Source organism: Shewanella sp. S1-58-MNA-CIBAN-0166, from assembly GCF_040310085.1.
Taxonomy (GTDB): domain Bacteria; phylum Pseudomonadota; class Gammaproteobacteria; order Enterobacterales; family Shewanellaceae; genus Shewanella.
This window is the reverse complement of record NZ_JBEOPN010000005.1, coordinates 122,068-139,509: the sequence shown is the minus strand read 5'-3', so window position 1 is coordinate 139,509 and position 17,442 is coordinate 122,068. Positions and strand designations below refer to the sequence as shown.

At 42.2% G+C, this 17,442-nt stretch carries 16 protein-coding genes and 2 tRNA genes; 17 read left to right on the top strand and 1 reads right to left on the bottom strand.

The features are described 5' to 3' along the window. The first annotated feature begins 195 nt into the window (after window positions 1-195). From AAEY99_RS05310 to secF, 3 genes are all read left to right on the top strand, one after another. Window positions 196-852 carry a hypothetical protein gene (locus AAEY99_RS05310; RefSeq protein WP_351009553.1) on the top strand — a complete coding sequence of 219 codons (657 nt, stop codon included), beginning with the start codon at window positions 196-198 and terminating at the stop codon, window positions 850-852. A gap of 136 nt (window positions 853-988) precedes the next feature. Beyond that, a complete protein-coding gene (secD, locus tag AAEY99_RS05305; protein ID WP_351009550.1) occupies window positions 989-2,800 on the top strand; it encodes a protein translocase subunit SecD in 1,812 nt (603 codons plus the stop codon). Between the two features lie 4 nt (window positions 2,801-2,804). Further along, entirely contained in the window at window positions 2,805-3,728 is a 924-nt protein-coding gene (secF, locus tag AAEY99_RS05300) for a protein translocase subunit SecF (RefSeq protein ID WP_182743604.1), read from the top strand. A gap of 67 nt (window positions 3,729-3,795) precedes the next feature. On the opposite strand, the gene yhbY is transcribed toward secF, so the two are convergent. Continuing rightward, window positions 3,796-4,095 carry a ribosome assembly RNA-binding protein YhbY gene (gene yhbY / locus AAEY99_RS05295; protein WP_011636455.1) on the bottom strand — a complete coding sequence of 100 codons (300 nt, stop codon included), beginning with the start codon at window positions 4,093-4,095 and terminating at the stop codon, window positions 3,796-3,798. 90 nt (window positions 4,096-4,185) lie between these two features. On the opposite strand from yhbY, the gene rlmE reads away from it, so the two are divergent. The 14 genes from rlmE (at window position 4,186) to rpsO (ending at window position 17,338) form a co-directional block, all read left to right on the top strand. After that, window positions 4,186-4,815: a 23S rRNA (uridine(2552)-2'-O)-methyltransferase RlmE gene (gene rlmE / locus AAEY99_RS05290; protein ID WP_101085754.1), complete on the top strand. Its 630-nt coding sequence runs from the start codon at window positions 4,186-4,188 to the stop codon at window positions 4,813-4,815. Between the two features lie 45 nt (window positions 4,816-4,860). Further along, on the top strand, window positions 4,861-6,834 hold the full coding sequence (gene ftsH / locus AAEY99_RS05285; RefSeq protein WP_101085752.1) for an ATP-dependent zinc metalloprotease FtsH: 1,974 nt from the start codon (window positions 4,861-4,863) through the stop codon (window positions 6,832-6,834). 123 nt (window positions 6,835-6,957) lie between these two features. Beyond that, complete coding sequence (gene folP / locus AAEY99_RS05280; protein ID WP_392343409.1) at window positions 6,958-7,737, top strand: dihydropteroate synthase; 780 nt, start codon at window positions 6,958-6,960, stop codon at window positions 7,735-7,737. A 54-nt stretch (window positions 7,738-7,791) separates the two neighbouring features. Then, window positions 7,792-9,129 (top strand): phosphoglucosamine mutase, encoded by a 1,338-nt coding sequence (gene glmM, locus AAEY99_RS05275; protein WP_011636459.1) that lies wholly within the window; start codon window positions 7,792-7,794, stop codon window positions 9,127-9,129. A gap of 139 nt (window positions 9,130-9,268) precedes the next feature. After that, window positions 9,269-10,051, top strand: a complete 783-nt coding sequence (gene tpiA / locus AAEY99_RS05270; RefSeq protein ID WP_011636460.1) for a triose-phosphate isomerase — start codon at window positions 9,269-9,271, stop codon at window positions 10,049-10,051. 4 nt (window positions 10,052-10,055) lie between these two features. Continuing rightward, window positions 10,056-10,391: a preprotein translocase subunit SecG gene (gene secG / locus AAEY99_RS05265; RefSeq protein ID WP_059746473.1), complete on the top strand. Its 336-nt coding sequence runs from the start codon at window positions 10,056-10,058 to the stop codon at window positions 10,389-10,391. 13 nt (window positions 10,392-10,404) lie between these two features. Continuing rightward, window positions 10,405-10,491, top strand: a tRNA-Leu gene (locus AAEY99_RS05260). A gap of 81 nt (window positions 10,492-10,572) precedes the next feature. Continuing rightward, window positions 10,573-10,648 (top strand) — tRNA-Met (locus AAEY99_RS05255). A gap of 169 nt (window positions 10,649-10,817) precedes the next feature. Beyond that, on the top strand, window positions 10,818-11,273 hold the full coding sequence (gene rimP, locus AAEY99_RS05250; RefSeq protein ID WP_041413431.1) for a ribosome maturation factor RimP: 456 nt from the start codon (window positions 10,818-10,820) through the stop codon (window positions 11,271-11,273). 31 nt (window positions 11,274-11,304) lie between these two features. Next, window positions 11,305-12,804 carry a transcription termination factor NusA gene (gene nusA / locus AAEY99_RS05245; protein WP_101085745.1) on the top strand — a complete coding sequence of 500 codons (1,500 nt, stop codon included), beginning with the start codon at window positions 11,305-11,307 and terminating at the stop codon, window positions 12,802-12,804. A gap of 25 nt (window positions 12,805-12,829) precedes the next feature. Continuing rightward, window positions 12,830-15,475 carry a translation initiation factor IF-2 gene (gene infB / locus AAEY99_RS05240; RefSeq protein WP_162022527.1) on the top strand — a complete coding sequence of 882 codons (2,646 nt, stop codon included), beginning with the start codon at window positions 12,830-12,832 and terminating at the stop codon, window positions 15,473-15,475. 66 nt (window positions 15,476-15,541) lie between these two features. Beyond that, complete coding sequence (rbfA, locus tag AAEY99_RS05235; protein WP_101085742.1) at window positions 15,542-15,973, top strand: 30S ribosome-binding factor RbfA; 432 nt, start codon at window positions 15,542-15,544, stop codon at window positions 15,971-15,973. Next, window positions 15,973-16,926 (top strand): tRNA pseudouridine(55) synthase TruB, encoded by a 954-nt coding sequence (gene truB, locus AAEY99_RS05230; RefSeq protein WP_101085740.1) that lies wholly within the window; start codon window positions 15,973-15,975, stop codon window positions 16,924-16,926. Before rbfA ends, truB begins: the two co-directional genes overlap by 1 nt. 142 nt (window positions 16,927-17,068) lie before the next feature. Next, window positions 17,069-17,338 (top strand): 30S ribosomal protein S15, encoded by a 270-nt coding sequence (rpsO, locus tag AAEY99_RS05225; RefSeq protein WP_011636467.1) that lies wholly within the window; start codon window positions 17,069-17,071, stop codon window positions 17,336-17,338. Window positions 17,339-17,442: the final 104 nt, after the last annotated feature.

Here is a 17,442-nt window from a genome sequence, read left to right as displayed (position 1 = left end):
ACATTGTTGTTACATTTTACCGTATGAGCAACAATATTCTTTGAACAATCTGTTAGAAAATCGTTTAAAAACTAATTTGTTAGATGATTTTATTAGACAGTGTTGTTAGATGATTTTATTAGATAGTGTTTTTGACATGTTAATTTTAGAATTTTGAATTTTAGAAATTGTGTAGCTTGATTAAATAAGGTCATTATGACGTTTCCATGGGCTCGTATACTACTAATGCTGGTAATTGTGGGGTTGTGTTCAATCTTCCTCCTCAATAGCCGTGTGTTAGTTTTAGCATCGATGCCATTTGCTTCGTCTACTTCTTATTCTTGTTCATATAATGTGGATTCGCTGACAGATGATCGAATTTGTGAACAACCAATAAGTTCAACCCCTATTGATATCACCTTGGCGTCAGTTAAATCAGTAGACAGCTCAAAAGACACATTAGTTAACAGTCCAGTAGATTCAAATCAACTAACTGCGTTAACCAATACGCTTATTGATGTTAATAGCACATTGTTGGGCTACGTTGGCGAACCTTCATCAACCAACCCAGTCTCTGAAAAATCTGTCTCTGAACGTTCGGTTTCTGAGAATTCTAGTTCAAACGATATTCATTTTGTTCCTACCTATTCAGCGCGTTACCTCAGTATTGTTCAATATCAATCGGATGAATCAAAACCTAATTATCTATTGGCCTATGAATTTATTTCTCCGCCAATACCGAGTTTAACCATAGGTTATCAAATTAACTTTAGTCCGCAATTGGACTGGGTATTATCAACAGCTTCAGCCCCTTCAAGACTTTCCGCTTGGAAAGAGTCTAATTTACTTTTCGTTCACGCTCACACCTGTTAACTACATTATATTGATTAAAAATGTCATTAGCCTTGCTAATGAGTTTTGCTGTGGGTAGATGAATTAGGTCAATGCCTATCATCACTCACATACATTTTTATCGAGGTTTTACCCCGATGTAGTGAGATCAAGTGTTATGAAATCAAAATCGAATACCAAACCGTTAAATCAATATGCTCAGTGGAAATACTGGCTATTAATTTGCACACTCATCATCTTATTTATGAGTGCATTGCCATCTTGGTATGGTGAAGATCCTGCCGTACAACTTGCCGTTAAACCGACCCAATCATTAACAGTGGAACAAATCCACCATGTGTTACAACAAGCGGGCATAAACAGTAAGCGTATCGAGCAGCAACAAGATAATTTACTTGTGGTGTTAGATGATCCCGATATGCAAACCCAAGCTAAAAAGACCTTAGCACAACAGTTTGAACATCAGGCTCAAGTGACCTTAGCGTTAGCTCCAGCGGCCCCAGATTGGTTATTAAATTTAGGCGTTATACCGATTAAACTTGGTTTAGATTTACGCGGTGGAGTGCAGTTTCTACTGGATGTGGATCTTGATTTAGTGTTTCAAAACCAAGCAGTATTAGTGAGTGATGCTGTAAAGCAATTTGTCAGAGAGCAGCATATCAGCGGTGTAATGGTGCGTTTTGGCACTGGAGCGGAACTGACGGTTAACAGCGCCAGTGATGATGCTCGTGGTCAAATAAGACAATTTATTGGTCAGCAGTACCCTCAATGGCAAGTCACAGGCCATCAACAAACTTTGAGTATCAATCTTTCCCAAAGTGAACAGCTCAAATTAACCAACTTAACTGTACAGCAAAACTTGCAAATTATGCGCAGCCGTATTGAAGAACTTGGTATTACCGAAGCGCTAGTTCAACGTCAAGGAGAGAACCGGATTAGGATTGAGTTACCAGGAGTGCAAGATCCTGCCACCGCTAAAAATGTTATCGGTGCAACCGCTAGTTTGGCATTTTATCCAGTGGTGCAAGCTGACTCTCTTTATGCTGTTGTGATGAATGATGAGCAGAATAAGCCTGTCTATGTGTCAAAAAAACCAGTACTTGGTGGTGATCACATTATTGATGCTCGAGCCACTACTGGCGATTTTGGTATGGCGAAAGTCAATATCAGTCTTGATGCGGCAGGTGGCAAGTTAATGTCAGATTTTTCGCGAGATAATATCGGTAAACCTATGGCAACAGCTTATAGCGAATACAGCCGTGATGAACAAGGTAAAGCCAAACAAACCACTAAAATTATCAGTGTTGCAACCATTCAGAGTCAACTCGGTAACCGCTTTGAAATCACTGGAGCAGGTAGCCATCAAGAGGCGCAGCAATTAGCTTTGTTATTAAGAGCTGGCTCTATGACTGCACCTGTAACCATAGTGGAAGAACGTACTATTGGGCCTAGTTTAGGGGCCGAGAATATTGTTAATGGTTTTGCTGCTCTAGCCTTAGGTTTATCGGCTACATTACTGTTTATGGCTTGTTGGTATCGCCGTTTAGGTTGGGTTGCAAATGTAGCGTTAATCGCCAATTTGGTGATGTTATTTGGATTGTTAGCGCTCATTCCTGGAGCGGTATTGACCTTACCAGGTATTGCCGGGTTAGTGCTTACTGTCGGTATGGCAGTCGATACTAACGTACTTATTTTTGAGCGAATAAAAGAAAAGCTTGCGGAAGGTCGTAGCTTTGCCAATGCGATTGATGTGGGATTTGATAGTGCGTTTTCAACCATTTTTGATGCTAACTTCACCACGATGATCACCGCAGTGGTGTTATTTTCGATTGGTAATGGCCCTATTCAAGGCTTTGCGTTGACCTTAGGTTTGGGGTTATTAACCAGTATGTTTACCGGTATTTTTGCTTCACGCGCATTAATCAACTTAGTTTATGGTCGTGACACTCGTCGCGCTATTAAGGTGTAATTTTATGAACTCAACTCAAACAAATTATTCAACAGACAAGCTCAAATACTTAACTAAGTGGCGTTATGCATCGAGTCTGATTTCGATTGTATTAATGCTGTTATCGTTAACCGCGATAGGAATAAAAGGGTTTAATTGGGGCTTAGATTTTACCGGCGGTGTGGTCACAGAGATTCAAGTGGAGCATCACATCACTGCCAGTGAAATACAGCCATTAATGACTGCAGCATATCAACAAGAGGTCAGTGTTATTTCAGCCAGTGAACCAGGCCGTTGGGTATTACGATATGCCAATATACCTGATGAGAATCAACGCCCAGAACTGGCTGAAGTATTGGCGCCATTAAATACTGACATCAACGTGTTAAATAGCAGTATTGTCGGACCACAAGTAGGCCAAGAGTTGGTTGAACAAGGCAGTTTAGCTTTATTAGTCGCCATGCTATGTATTATGGGGTATCTAAGTTTTCGCTTTGAATGGCGTTTAGCGTCAGGTGCACTGTTTGCTTTGGTACATGATGTGGTATTTGTGTTGGCTTTTTTTGCGTTAAGCCAAATGGAATTTAATTTAACTGTATTAGCTGCAATAATGGCGATTTTGGGGTATTCACTCAATGATTCAATTATTATTGCGGACAGGATCCGGGAGCAGTTAGTGGCTAAACCACAGTGGAATATAACTGACATTAACAACTTAGCAATTAAATCAACCTTTTCCAGAACTATGGTCACTTCAGGAACTACATTGATAACGGTAGTGGCTTTATGGATTCTGGGTGGGGCACCGCTTGAAGGTTTTTCTATCGCGATGTTTATTGGTATTTTAACCGGTACTTGGTCATCGATTTCAATTGGTGCTACCTTGCCTGAGTTTCTAGGCTTAAAGGCAGAGCATTATCAAGTTATCCCAATACCTGATCATCCCTGATTAACGATAATTCATCTCCAATAAAAAAGCCGCTGTATTCAGCGGCTTTTTATAAAAGGGTGCGAAATTATTTGGCTTTAGGCAAAGCAATTTTCATTTCAGCCGAATGACGGAAAATAACTAACACATGACCGATAAGTTGCACTTTCGTAGACTGGGTTTCACGTACAATGGCGTCAACGATGGCATTTTTTAGCTCTCTGTCTGCAGAGGCTACTTTCACTTTAATCAATTCATGATGTGTAAGAGCGCTATCAATTTCAGCCAGAACACCTTCAGTTAGTCCATTGCCACCAAGCAGCACCACTGGTTTTAGACTGTGCGCCAGACCTTTTAAATGCTGTTTTTGTTTGGTTGTTAAGTTCATTTGTACCAACTTTTGCTGAGTTACTGTTGAAAAACGGGTATTCTACCCTTATATAGAGCTTATGTAACTCTGAATCGTTGCGGAATTTAAATGACAACCAAAAAACGTACGGCGAGCTCAACTCGCTGGATGCAAGAACACTTTGATGATCACTATGTGAAATTAGCCCAAAAACGAGGCTTACGTTCACGAGCAGCATTCAAGTTAGAAGAGATCCAACAAAAAGATCACTTAATAAAACAGGGTATGACAGTAGTTGACTTAGGTGCTGCTCCTGGTGGTTGGTCACAAGTGGCTGTTAAACTTACTGGCGACAAAGGTAAAGTGATTGCTTGTGACATTTTACCGATGGATCCTATTGTTGGCGTTGATTTTCTTCAAGGTGATTTTAGAGAGGATAAAGTGCTGCAGGCATTGCTTGAGCGAGTAGGTCAAGATAAAGTGGATGTGGTACTATCAGATATGGCTCCGAACATGAGTGGTTCGGGTGCTGTAGATCAGCCAAGAGCTATGTATTTAGTTGAATTGGCGCTAGATATGTGTCATCAAGTGTTGACGCCTAACGGCTGTTTTGCTGTTAAAGTCTTTCAGGGGGAGGGCTTTGACGACTACATAAAAACAGTCAAACAGGCATTCAAAGTAGTAAAAACCCGTAAACCAGACTCCTCTAGAGCGCGCTCTCGAGAAGTCTATCTAGTGGCGACTGGTTACAAGTTGTAGTAGTCTAAAGTTAATAATCGCAGGACTGTTAAGAGGTCGAGTAATTTGAGTGACATGGCTAAAAATTTAATACTCTGGGTTGTCATCGCTGTTGTGCTGATGTCAGTTTTCCAGGGTTATTCCCCCTCTTCTTCGAATTCGCAGAAGATGGATTATTCCGCCTTTTTGGACAATGTTCGAAATGGTCAAGTTAACAAGGTCGAAATAAAAAGCGATCAACGAACTATTGAAGGGACTAAACGTACCGGCGAGAAGTTCACCACAATTATGCCTATATATGATCAAGATTTAATCAATGATCTTCAAACTAAAGGTATTGACTATAAAGGCCAAGAAGCTGAAGAATCTGGTTTCTTAACTCAAATCTTTATTTCATGGTTCCCAATGTTACTGCTAATTGGAGTATGGATATTCTTCATGCGTCAAATGCAAGGTGGTGGCGGTAAGGGCGCAATGTCATTTGGTAAGAGTAAAGCCAAATTGATGAGCGAAGATCAAATTAAAACCACTTTTGCAGACGTCGCTGGTTGTGATGAAGCAAAAGAAGAAGTGAAAGAACTGGTTGATTATTTGCGTGACCCAACTAAGTTCCAAAAATTAGGCGGCCGTATTCCTACGGGCGTGTTAATGGTTGGGCAACCAGGTACAGGTAAAACCTTGCTAGCGAAGGCTATTGCTGGTGAATCTAAGGTGCCATTCTTTACTATTTCAGGTTCTGATTTTGTGGAAATGTTTGTCGGTGTTGGTGCATCTCGTGTGCGTGACATGTTTGAACAAGCTAAAAAATCTTCTCCTTGTATCATCTTTATCGATGAAATTGATGCTGTAGGCCGCCAACGTGGCGCAGGTGTTGGTGGTGGTCACGATGAGCGTGAGCAAACATTAAACCAGTTACTGGTTGAGATGGATGGTTTCGAAGGTAATGAAGGCGTTATTGTCATTGCGGCAACTAACCGTCCAGACGTACTCGATTCTGCATTACTTCGTCCAGGTCGATTTGACCGCCAAGTCGTCGTCGGTTTACCAGACGTGCGTGGTCGTGAACAAATCCTTAAAGTACACATGCGTAAAGTACCTTTGTCAGACGATGTTAAAGCAAGTGTTATTGCCCGTGGTACCCCAGGATTTTCTGGTGCAGACTTAGCAAACCTTGTTAACGAAGCTGCGTTGTTTGCTGCTCGTGGTAATCGTCGTGTAGTCGGTATGGAAGAGTTCGAGCGTGCTAAAGATAAAATCATGATGGGTGCTGAGCGCCGTTCTATGGTGATGTCTGAATCGGATAAAGAGATGACGGCTTATCATGAAGCCGGACATGCTATTGTTGGTTGCTTAGTGCCAGAGCACGATCCTGTACATAAAGTAACCATTATTCCGCGCGGTCGTGCATTAGGTGTGACGTTCTTCTTACCTGAAGCTGATGCTGTTAGTCAAAGCCGTCGCAAATTGGAATCACAGATTTCAGTTGCTTACGGTGGACGTTTAGCCGAAGAGCTTATTTACGGAAGCGAACAAGTCTCTACAGGCGCTTCGCAAGACATTAAATACGCGACATCAATTGCACGTAACATGGTTACGCAATGGGGTTTCTCTGACAAGTTGGGTCCTTTACTCTATGCAGAAGAAGAAAACGAAGTTTTCTTAGGTCGCAGTATGGGTAAATCAAAGGCTATGTCAGGTGATACTGCGTCATTAATTGATTCAGAAATCAAAATGTTTATCGATAAAAACTATCAACGTGCACAAACCATGTTGACAGAAAATATGGATATCTTACATGCGATGAAAGACGCACTGATGAAGTACGAAACGATTGATTCGTTGCAAATTGACGATTTAATGCATCGCCGTGAAGTGCGTATGCCAGCTGAATGGCAAAAAGATGAATCATCTGACGATAAAGATAATGGCAATACCACGCCTAAATCTGAAATTGAAACGCCAGTGGATGACGCTAAAACCGACGCTAAAGTCGATAATAAAGCTGATACTAATGATGCGGATGAATCACCAGCTAAATAAATAATTTAGTGAATAAAGAAAACCCCGCAAGGGGTTTTCTTGTTTTTAATCTACTGTAGGAAAATACCATTGTTTCAATTAACTCATGCCAATAAAACGCTCGACTTGTCAGCCCCTGTAGTAATGGGAATTGTAAACGTGACACCAGATTCGTTTTCTGATGGTGGCGAATACATCGATTTCGAACAAGCTTGTCGACATGTTGATTATATGGTTGAACAAGGTGCATTAATTATAGACGTCGGCGGTGAGTCTACTCGCCCTGGAGCAGCAGAGGTTTCTGTTGAGCAAGAGCTTGCACGGGTTATTCCTATTATTGAATATACTGCAAAAACACACGACGTATGGATTTCCATAGACACTAGCAAACCTGAAGTGATGGAACTGGCGGTAAATGCCGGTGCTAATTTGATTAATGATGTGCGCGCATTACAAATGCCTGGGGCTTTAGCAATGGCTGCCACGTTAGATGTGCCAATTTGCTTGATGCACATGCAGGGCGAGCCAAAAACAATGCAAGATAAACCTGAGTATCAGGATGTGATTGATGAGGTTGCCGCTTTTTTTGAATTGCGTATAGCTTACTGCGAAGCAGCCGGAATTGAGCGCGAACGCTTAATTCTTGATCCAGGTTTTGGCTTTGGCAAAACTTTAGCGCATAATTACCGCCTGTTAGCTGCGTTGCCAAAATTGCATGAGTTTCACTTACCTTTACTGGTGGGCTTATCACGTAAAAGCATGATGGGTGACCTGTTAGCGCGTGATACCGATCAACGTCTTGCGGGGAGTCTCGCAGGGGCATTGATTGCTGCTCAGCAAGGTGCGCATATTATACGTGTCCATGATGTACCCGAAACTGTCGATGTACTTAAAGTGATGTCAGAAACAATGGCCTACTTGTAGTGGCAGCGGCACAATAACGTTATAAGTACAGTGAAATCACTTAAGTAGGGATCTGTGAAACAAAGAAAATTTTTTGGAACCGATGGTATTCGCGGCAGAGTCGGGGCGGGTAAAATGACCCCTGAACTGGCATTGAAGCTCGGTTGGGCTGCTGGACGAGTATTGTCTCGAAATGGCACTCAAAAAGTGATTATTGGTAAGGATACCCGTATTTCAGGTTACCTATTTGAATCGGCGTTAGAAGCTGGATTATCAGCTGCTGGATTAAACGTGTTATTACTTGGCCCAATGCCGACCCCTGCAGTGGCTTATTTAACTCGTACTTTTCGTGCAGAAGCTGGTGTGGTAATTAGTGCTTCGCATAATCCTTACTATGACAACGGTATCAAGTTCTTCTCTACCGATGGCAGTAAGCTTGATGATGCAATTGAATTAGAAATTGAGGCTGAACTTGAAAAGCCGTTAGTGTGTGTAGAGTCCCACTTATTAGGCAAAGCTCGTCGAATTGAAGATGCTGCAGGGCGTTACATCGAATATTGTAAAGGGAACTTTCCTGCCGACCAAACTCTTGAGGGCTTAAAAATTGTCGTCGATTGTGCTCATGGTGCAACGTATCATATTGCCCCTAATGTATTCCGTGAATTAGGTGCTGACGTGATTGCTATTGGCGATAAACCCGATGGACTCAATATCAATGATAAAGTTGGCGCAACGTCAATGGCTAAGATTTGTGAGACTGTATTGGCTGAAAAAGCTGATTTAGGGATTGCATTAGATGGTGACGGTGATCGTATTATGATGGTTAATCGTCATGGTGAAGTAGTCGATGGCGATCAGATCCTGTATATTTTAGCGGTAGATGCTCAAAAACGTGGTATTTTAAAAGGTGGAGTGGTCGGCACCTTAATGTCTAATTTAGGTTTAGATTTAGCGTTGCAAGCACTTGATATTCCTTTTGTTCGCTCTAAAGTCGGTGACAGATATGTCATGGAAATGCTGAGGGAGAATGAATGGCGTATAGGTGGTGAAAACTCTGGTCATATTCTCAACCTAGATCATGGTACTACCGGTGATGGTATTGTTGCTGGTATTTTAGTGTTAGCAGCGATGCGCCGTCAAAATGCGTCGCTTGAACAATTAACAGAGCCGATGAAGATGTTGCCTCAAGTATTGGTTAATGTCCGCTTTGAAGGGGACTCTAATCCGTTAGATACCGATGCGGTGAAATCTGCGCAAGCCGATGTTGAGTTGCAATTAGGTGCTCGCGGACGGGTTTTATTACGAAAGTCGGGTACCGAACCGTTAATCAGAGTGATGGTTGAAGGTGATGATCATCCGCAAGTGCTTGCACATGCAAATCGTATTGCTGACGCGGTAAAGGCAGCATGTTAATCATTTGAATATTCAGATATGTTGTTGCTCGCTTAAAAAGTAGACGCTTCGACACTTTATGTGAAATATTCCCCTTTTAGCTCTTGTAACTTGATAAGTGGTTCGCTATTATTCACGCCGCTTTCAGAGGAGACAGTGAATGGCACTCAGACGTCCTATGGTCGCTGGCAACTGGAAAATGAATGGTAATTCAGCACTAGCTGAAGAACTATTTAAGAAGTTTGCTACAAAGCTCCAAAATGATTCCGCTGAAGTGGTTTTATGCCCGCCTTCAATTTATCTTGAAAGTGTTAGGCAGCTGCTTGAAGCCAATAAGCAAACCTTAGATGGTGCGCTTGTTAGAATGGGTGCACAAAATCTTAGTCAACATGATTTTGGTGCATATACCGGCGAAATATCCGGGCAGATGCTAAAAGATTCTGGATGTCGATATGTTATTATCGGCCATTCCGAACGTCGCCGTATGTACGGAGAGACGAGTAATATCGTGGCAGAGAAGTTTGCCGCAGCACAAAAATATGGTCTGACACCGATTTTATGCGTAGGTGAATCAGGGCCAGCTCGTGAAGCAAGACGTACCTTTGAGGTGATTGCGGAAGAGCTTGATATAGTAATTGAAAAAAACGGTACCATGGCTTTTGATAACGCAATTATCGCCTACGAACCTTTATGGGCTGTAGGGACAGGTAAAAGCGCAACACCAGAACAGGCACAAGAAGTACATGCGTTTATTCGCAGTCGCCTCTCTGAAGTATCTCCCTTTATTGGTGAGAATATCAGAATTCTATACGGTGGTAGCGTCACCCCAAGCAATGCGGCAGATATATTTGCCCAGCCTGATGTTGATGGTGGTCTGATTGGCGGTGCAAGTTTGAACTCAAGTGAGTTTTTAAGTTTATGTACCATAGCAATGAGCGCGTAATTATATGTACGAAGTTCTGATAGTTGTATACTTGGTGGTAGCTTTAGGTCTTATTGGCTTAATTTTAATTCAACAAGGAAAGGGTGCCGATATGGGCGCATCTTTCGGAGCCGGTGCCTCAGGCACTTTATTTGGCTCAAGTGGTTCAGGTAATTTCCTGACTCGCAGTACTGCAGTATTAGCCATTGGCTTTTTTGCATTAAGTTTAGTGATTGGTAATTTAAGTGCTAATCACACTGAGCAAAATGATCAGTGGAAAGATTTAGGTCCAGCAGCAGAGCAAATCATTGATGATGCGCCTGTTCAGACCGAACAGTCAGAAACGAAAATTCCTGACTAGTATACCAGGTGTCGCCGAGGTGGTGGAATTGGTAGACGCGCAGCCTTGAGGTGGCTGTGTCTTAACGGACGTGCGGGTTCAAGTCCCGCTCTCGGCACCAGATTTAAACTAACAAATCATGGATTGAGTTTGATTAGTTATTGCAAGATATAGTGTAAATCAATATACTTGCATCAGTTGACGCGGGGTGGAGCAGTTGGTAGCTCGTCGGGCTCATAACCCGAAGGTCGTCGGTTCAAATCCGGCCCCCGCAACCAGCTCCTTGTGATTTAATTTCGTAAGAAAATAAATCACAATTTACAGGTTTTATAATAAAATAACCTCGTGATTACGGGGTTTTTTGTTATATGAACTTTTAAATATCCGTGTTAGATGCGGGTTGCAATGGGGCTATTAGCCCTTTTTTTGTTTTTTTGGGGGTCATTTTTGGCAACAATAGAATCCAAGCTAGTTGAAATGTTAACAGTACCTGTTGAAGCTCTAGGCTTTAAACTATGGGGCATTGAGTATATTCAAGCTGGTCGTCACTCAATTCTTCGTGTGTTTATTGATCACGAGAATGGCATCAATATTGAAGATTGTGCAGAAGCCAGTCGTCAAGTTAGCGCAGTTATGGATGTTGAAGACCCTATTTCTACAGAATACACATTAGAAGTATCTTCACCTGGCGTAGATAGACCGTTATTTACCGCCGAGCAATATAGAGCTTATATAGGTGAAGAAACAAAAGTACAATTGACTATGCCTGTTGCCGGTAGTCGTAATTTAAAAGGCGTCATCAGTAGTGTTGATGGGCAAATGCTCACTATCACCGTTGATGGTAAAGACTTGATTGTTGCTTTGGATAATATCCGTAAAGGCAACGTTATAGCTAAGTTTTGATAGTTTCAGGTGAAGAACGAGGCAAGACCAAATGAATAAAGAGATCCTGCTAGTCGCAGAAGCGGTTTCCAATGAGAAAGGCCTTCCGCGCGAGAAAATTTTCGAAGCGCTAGAAATTGCACTGGCTACCGCAACAAAGAAAAAATATGAAGGCGATATCGAAGTTCGCGTTGCTATTGATCGTAAAACAGGCCATTACGACACTTTCCGTCGTTGGATGGTAGTTGACGATAAAGGCGAAGCTCTGGAAAATCCATACAGCGAAATTACGTTTGAAGCCGCTCGTTATGAAGAACCAGAGATTCAAGTGGGTGAGTTTATTGAAGATCAAATCGACTCAGTTGCATTTGACCGTATCACCACACAAACCGCGAAACAAGTTATCGTACAAAAAGTACGTGAAGCTGAACGTGCACAAATTGTTGAACAATTTATTGAACGTGAAGGTGAGATTGTTACTGGTGTTGTTAAGAAAAGCACCCGTGAAAGTGTAGTTGTTGATTTAGGTAACAATGCTGATGGCGTGTTATTTAAAGAAGATTTAATCAGCCGTGAATCTTTCCGTCCTGGTGACCGTGTGCGTGCATTATTGTACTCAGTACGTCCAGAGGCACGTGGTGCGCAGTTATTTTTAACCCGCAGTAAATCTGAAATGTTAATTGAACTGTTTCGGGTTGAAGTACCAGAAATTTACGACGAATTAATCGAAGTAATGGGTGCCGCTCGTGATCCAGGCGCTCGTGCTAAAATCGCTGTGAAATCAAATGATCGTCGCATTGACCCTATTGGTGCTTGTGTTGGTATGCGTGGCGCACGTGTACAAGCCGTATCAAACGAATTAGGTGGCGAGCGAGTAGATATCGTGTTGTGGGATGATAATCCTGCACAATATGTGATCAATGCCATGGCGCCAGCTGATGTTGCATCTATCATTGTGGATGAAGACAACCACTCGATGGATATTGCTGTAGAAGCTGACAGTTTGGCACAGGCTATTGGTCGTAATGGCCAAAACGTACGTTTAGCCACTCAACTTACTGGTTGGGAACTAAACGTAATGACAGTTGAAGACATGAACAAAAAACACCAAGCCGAAAGTGCAAAAGTGATTGATTTGTTTGTAGCTTATCTGGATGTAGATAAAGATTTTGCAGCCGTATTGGCTGATGAGGGATTCACTTCGCTAGAAGAGATTGCTTATGTCCCAGAATCTGAACTATTAGCAGTAGAAGGTTTCGACGAAGGAATCGTTGAAGCATTACGTGAACGTGCAAAGGCGGCAATCTCTACAAGAGCATTAGCGTCGGAAGAAGCGTTAGATGGTGCAGAGCCAAGTGATGATTTACTAGCATTGGAAGGATTAGAAAGACATTTAGCTTATGTTCTTGCGAGCAAAGGCGTAGTGACTTTAGAAGACTTGGCCGAGCAAGGTATTGACGATTTAATTGATATTGAAGAATTAACAGAAGAAAAAGCAGGCGAGCTCATCATGGCTGCCCGCAATATCTGTTGGTTTGGCGAAGAAGCATAAGTCGATCAACAGGGGGATCTAATTGATGGCAGATACAAGCGTAGAAAAATTAGCAGCGGAAGTGGGAAAATCGGTTGACCGATTAATCGAGCAATTCTCACAAGCTGGTATGAACAAAAAACAACTCGATACTGTTTCAGAAAAAGAGAAGCAACAACTTCTTGATTATCTAAAAAAACAGCATGGTGCAGATTCAGTTCCGACTAAAATGACATTGCAACGTAAAACGGTGTCTACGTTAAGTGTTGCAAGCACTGGCGGTCAGTCGAAAGACGTGAAGGTAGAAGTACGTAAAAAACGTACTTTTGTTAAGCGCGATGATGCAGAATTAGCAAAACAAGCTGAATTAGAAACTCAAGCAAAAGCCAAAGCAGAAGCTGAAGCCCAAGCAAAAGTGGAAGCTGAAGCAAAAGCAGCTGCAGAAGCGAAAGCTAATGCAGAAGCGAAGAAAAAAGCGGAAGCAGAAGCCAAATTGAAATCAGAAAAAGTAAAGTCTGAACCTAAAGTAACTAAAGTTGCTGACCCAGAAACTGCAGCAGCAAAAGTTGAAGCAGATCGTTTAAAAGCGACTCAAGAAGCAGTGCTTACTCAAAAGCAAAAAGATGAAGCCGCTAAAGCAGCTGAAACTGCACGCCTCCTTGCTGAAGTAAACTCAAAGCGTTGGGCTGAAGAAGAACGCCAACGTTTAGATGCTGAAAAGAATGGCGATCACCACATCACAACCTCTAAAGTTGCTCGTGCAGCAGAAGACAGTTCAGATGCTGATGATGAAAAACGTGGTCGTCGTGCGCGCAACAAAAACGCCAACAAAAAACGTGGCGGAAAAGATGCTCGTGACGGTCGTGAAAAACACATGCGTAACCGCAGTACAGCACCTGAATCTATGGCACACGGTTTTAATAAACCTGCTGCAGCTGTTAGTCGTGATGTGCGTATCGGTGAAACCGTAACCGTATCAGAATTAGCGCATTTAATGGCAATTAAAGCCACTGTTATCATCAAGCAAATGATGAAAATGGGCACTATGGTAACGATTAACCAAGTACTTGACCAAGAAACAGCCCAAATGGTTGCTGAAGAATTAGGTCATAAAGTGGTGCTTATTCGTGAAAACGAACTTGAGCATCAAGTACTGAAAGATCGCGATGACAATATCCAACTAGAGTCTCGTGCTCCAGTTGTGACTATCATGGGTCACGTTGACCATGGTAAAACGTCATTACTTGATTATATCCGTCGTGCGAAAGTTGCTGCTGGCGAAGCCGGTGGTATTACTCAGCATATTGGTGCATACCACGTTGAAACTGAAAACGGCATGATCACTTTCCTTGATACTCCTGGTCACGCGGCGTTTACGTCAATGCGTGCTCGTGGTGCTAAGGCGACTGATATTGTTATTTTGGTTGTTGCTGCCGATGATGGCGTAATGCCACAAACGATTGAAGCGATTCAACATGCTAAAGCGGGTAACGTACCGTTAATCGTAGCTGTTAACAAAATGGATAAGCCAGATGCTGATCCAGAGCGCGTTAAGAGCGAACTGTCTCAACATGGCATCATGTCAGATGATTGGGGCGGAGATAACATGTTCGTTCACGTTTCAGCCAAAACGGGTATGGGCGTTGACGAATTGTTAGAAGGTATCTTACTTCAATCTGAAGTATTAGAACTTAAAGCAATACGTGATGGTATGGCAGCGGGTGTTGTTATCGAATCAAAACTTGATAAAGGTCGTGGCCCAGTGGCTACTGTCTTGGTTCAAGAAGGTACGTTACGCCAAGGTGATATCGTTTTATGTGGTTTAGAGTACGGTAAAATCCGTGCGATGAAAGACGAAAACGGTCACGCTATTACCGAAGCTGGTCCATCTATTCCAGTAGAGATTTTAGGTCTTTCTGGTGTGCCTTTAGCTGGTGATGAAGCGACAGTTGTACGTGATGAACGTAAAGCTCGTGAAGTTGCATTGTATCGCCAAGGTAAATTCCGTGACATTAAGTTAGCGCGTCAGCAGAAGTCTAAGCTAGAAAACATGTTTGCGAACATGGAAGAAGGCGAAGTACAAGAGCTGAATATCGTACTTAAAGCTGATGTTCAAGGTTCTCTTGAAGCGATTTGTGAATCTTTAGCTAAACTGTCTACAGATGAAGTTAAAGTGAATATTATTGCTCGTGGTGTAGGTGCATTAACCGAAACCGACGCAACATTAGCAGCAGCTTCAAATGCGATTCTTGTTGGTTTCAACGTCCGTGCTGATGCACAGGCTCGTAAGACCATTGATTCAGAAAGTGTTGATTTACGTTATTACAGCATCATCTACAATCTAATTGATGAAGTTCGTGCTGCAATGACAGGTATGTTAGCGCCTGAATTTAGACAAGAAATTATCGGCCTTGCAGAAGTTCGTGATGTGTTTAAGTCACCTAAAATCGGCGCTATCGCTGGTTGTATGGTTACCGAAGGTATTGTTAAACGTAGCGCACCAATTCGTGTACTACGTGATAACGTGGTTATCTTCGAAGGTGAACTTGAGTCATTACGCCGCTTTAAAGACGATGCACAAGAAGTCCGCAATGGCATGGAATGTGGTATCGGTGTGAAGAATTACAATGACGTCCGAGTGGGCGATCAAATTGAAGTCTTCGAAATAGTCGAAATTGCTCGCAGCTTATAAGTACCAATGGAAGGGCGGCTTTAGCCGCCCTTTTTGATTGTAGACCTAACGATATGGCATATCATCATGGCAAAAGAATTTAGTCGTACCCGCCGTATTGCACAACAACTCCAGCAAGAACTGGCAATGGTGTTGCAACGCGATATGAAAGATCCTCGCATTGGTTTTGTCACAGTAAATGACGTCGACGTCTCTCGTGATTTAAGTTATGCAAAAGTTTATGTGACTTTTTTTGAAGAAGACACTGAACTTGTTCAACAAAAAATTGATGCGCTGACTGTAGCCGCGCCTTATGTACGTACTTTAGTTGCTGGACGTATGAAATTACGTGTTATGCCTGAATTACGTTTTATTTATGATAGTTCGCTAGTAGAAGGCATGCGTATGTCTAACCTAGTCACACAAGTCATAAATAAAGATAAAGCCAAACAGCAGCAATTTACGCCTGACGCACCTGATAACAGCGAGTCTGTTGATGGTGAAAAGGAGCAAGATTAATGGCTCGTCGCCCTAAAGGTCGCTTCATCGACGGAATCGTATTACTCGATAAAGATACTGGCATGAGCTCTAATTTTGCCCTGCAAAGAGTGAAGCGTTTTTTTAATGCCAATAAAGCTGGCCATACAGGTGCTTTAGACCCGTTAGCAACAGGTATGTTGCCTATTTGCCTCGGAGAAGCGACTAAGTTCTCTCAGCATCTATTAGATTCGGATAAGCGCTACCTGGTGACCGCTAAATTGGGTCAACGTACTGATACGAGTGACTCTGATGGGGAAGTCGTGCAAACGCGCCCTGTGAATGTGACTCAAGCATTACTAGATGAAAAGCTCGCGTTTTTTCGAGGAACCACTCAGCAAATACCGTCAATGTATTCGGCATTAAAATACCAAGGTCAACCTTTGTATAAATATGCCCGTGAGGGGATTGAAGTTCCACGTGAGTCACGGCCAATTACCGTATTTGAGCTAAATTTTATTAAGCTTGAAGGTGATGAACTAACCCTAGACATTCATTGTTCTAAAGGGACTTACATACGTACCATTATTGATGATTTAGGTGAAATGCTTGGATGTGGAGCACATGTTATTATGTTGCGTCGTACTCAAGTTGCCGAATATCCTTATGAAAAAATGGTTACCTTAGCGCAATTAGAAGCACTACTTGAACAAGCTCATAGACAAGATGTTGCTCCTCAGACCCTAATGGATCCGTTATTGTTACCAATGGACACTGCAGTGGCTAAATTTGCTGAAATTAACTTGCCTGAGGCGATGTTATATTACGTCATGCAAGGACAAGCAATTCAAGCTGCGGGACTTAAGCCTGATGAGTTAGTTCGTATCACTATTGGCGATGAACGTCGATTTGTTGGTATGGGTATCATGAATGATGATGGTTTATTAGCGCCAAAACGTTTGATTGTAATCCACGATAATGATACTGCTGAGTAGTCGAGTCGGTTTCGTCGTTGGCTTTTTCAGATAAATAATCGAATTTTATTGCGGTTAACTAACAATCTGGTTAGAATATCGCGCTCACTCTGGCTGAGTTAGTGATCGGCTAGAGATACATTTACTTTTTTTGGAGATACACATGTCACTAAGTGCTGAAACAAAAGCAAAAATTTTGGCTGATTTTGGTCGCTGCGAAAACGATACTGGTTCAACTGAAGTTCAAGTAGCTTTGTTAACTGCTCAAATTAATCACCTTCAAGGTCACTTTAAAGAGCACATCCATGATCACCACTCTCGTCGTGGTTTATTACGTATGGTTAGTGCACGCCGTAAGCTTTCTGCTTACTTAAAGCGTACTGACGTAGCTCGTTATACTGCTATGATCCAGAAGTTAGGTTTACGTCGTTAATTCGACATCTGCTTACTTTTGTAAGTAGTTTAACCGTAAAGAGGGAGGCCATAAGCCTCCTTTTTTTATTGCCTAAAATAATGAACTCGCCTCAAAATATTGCC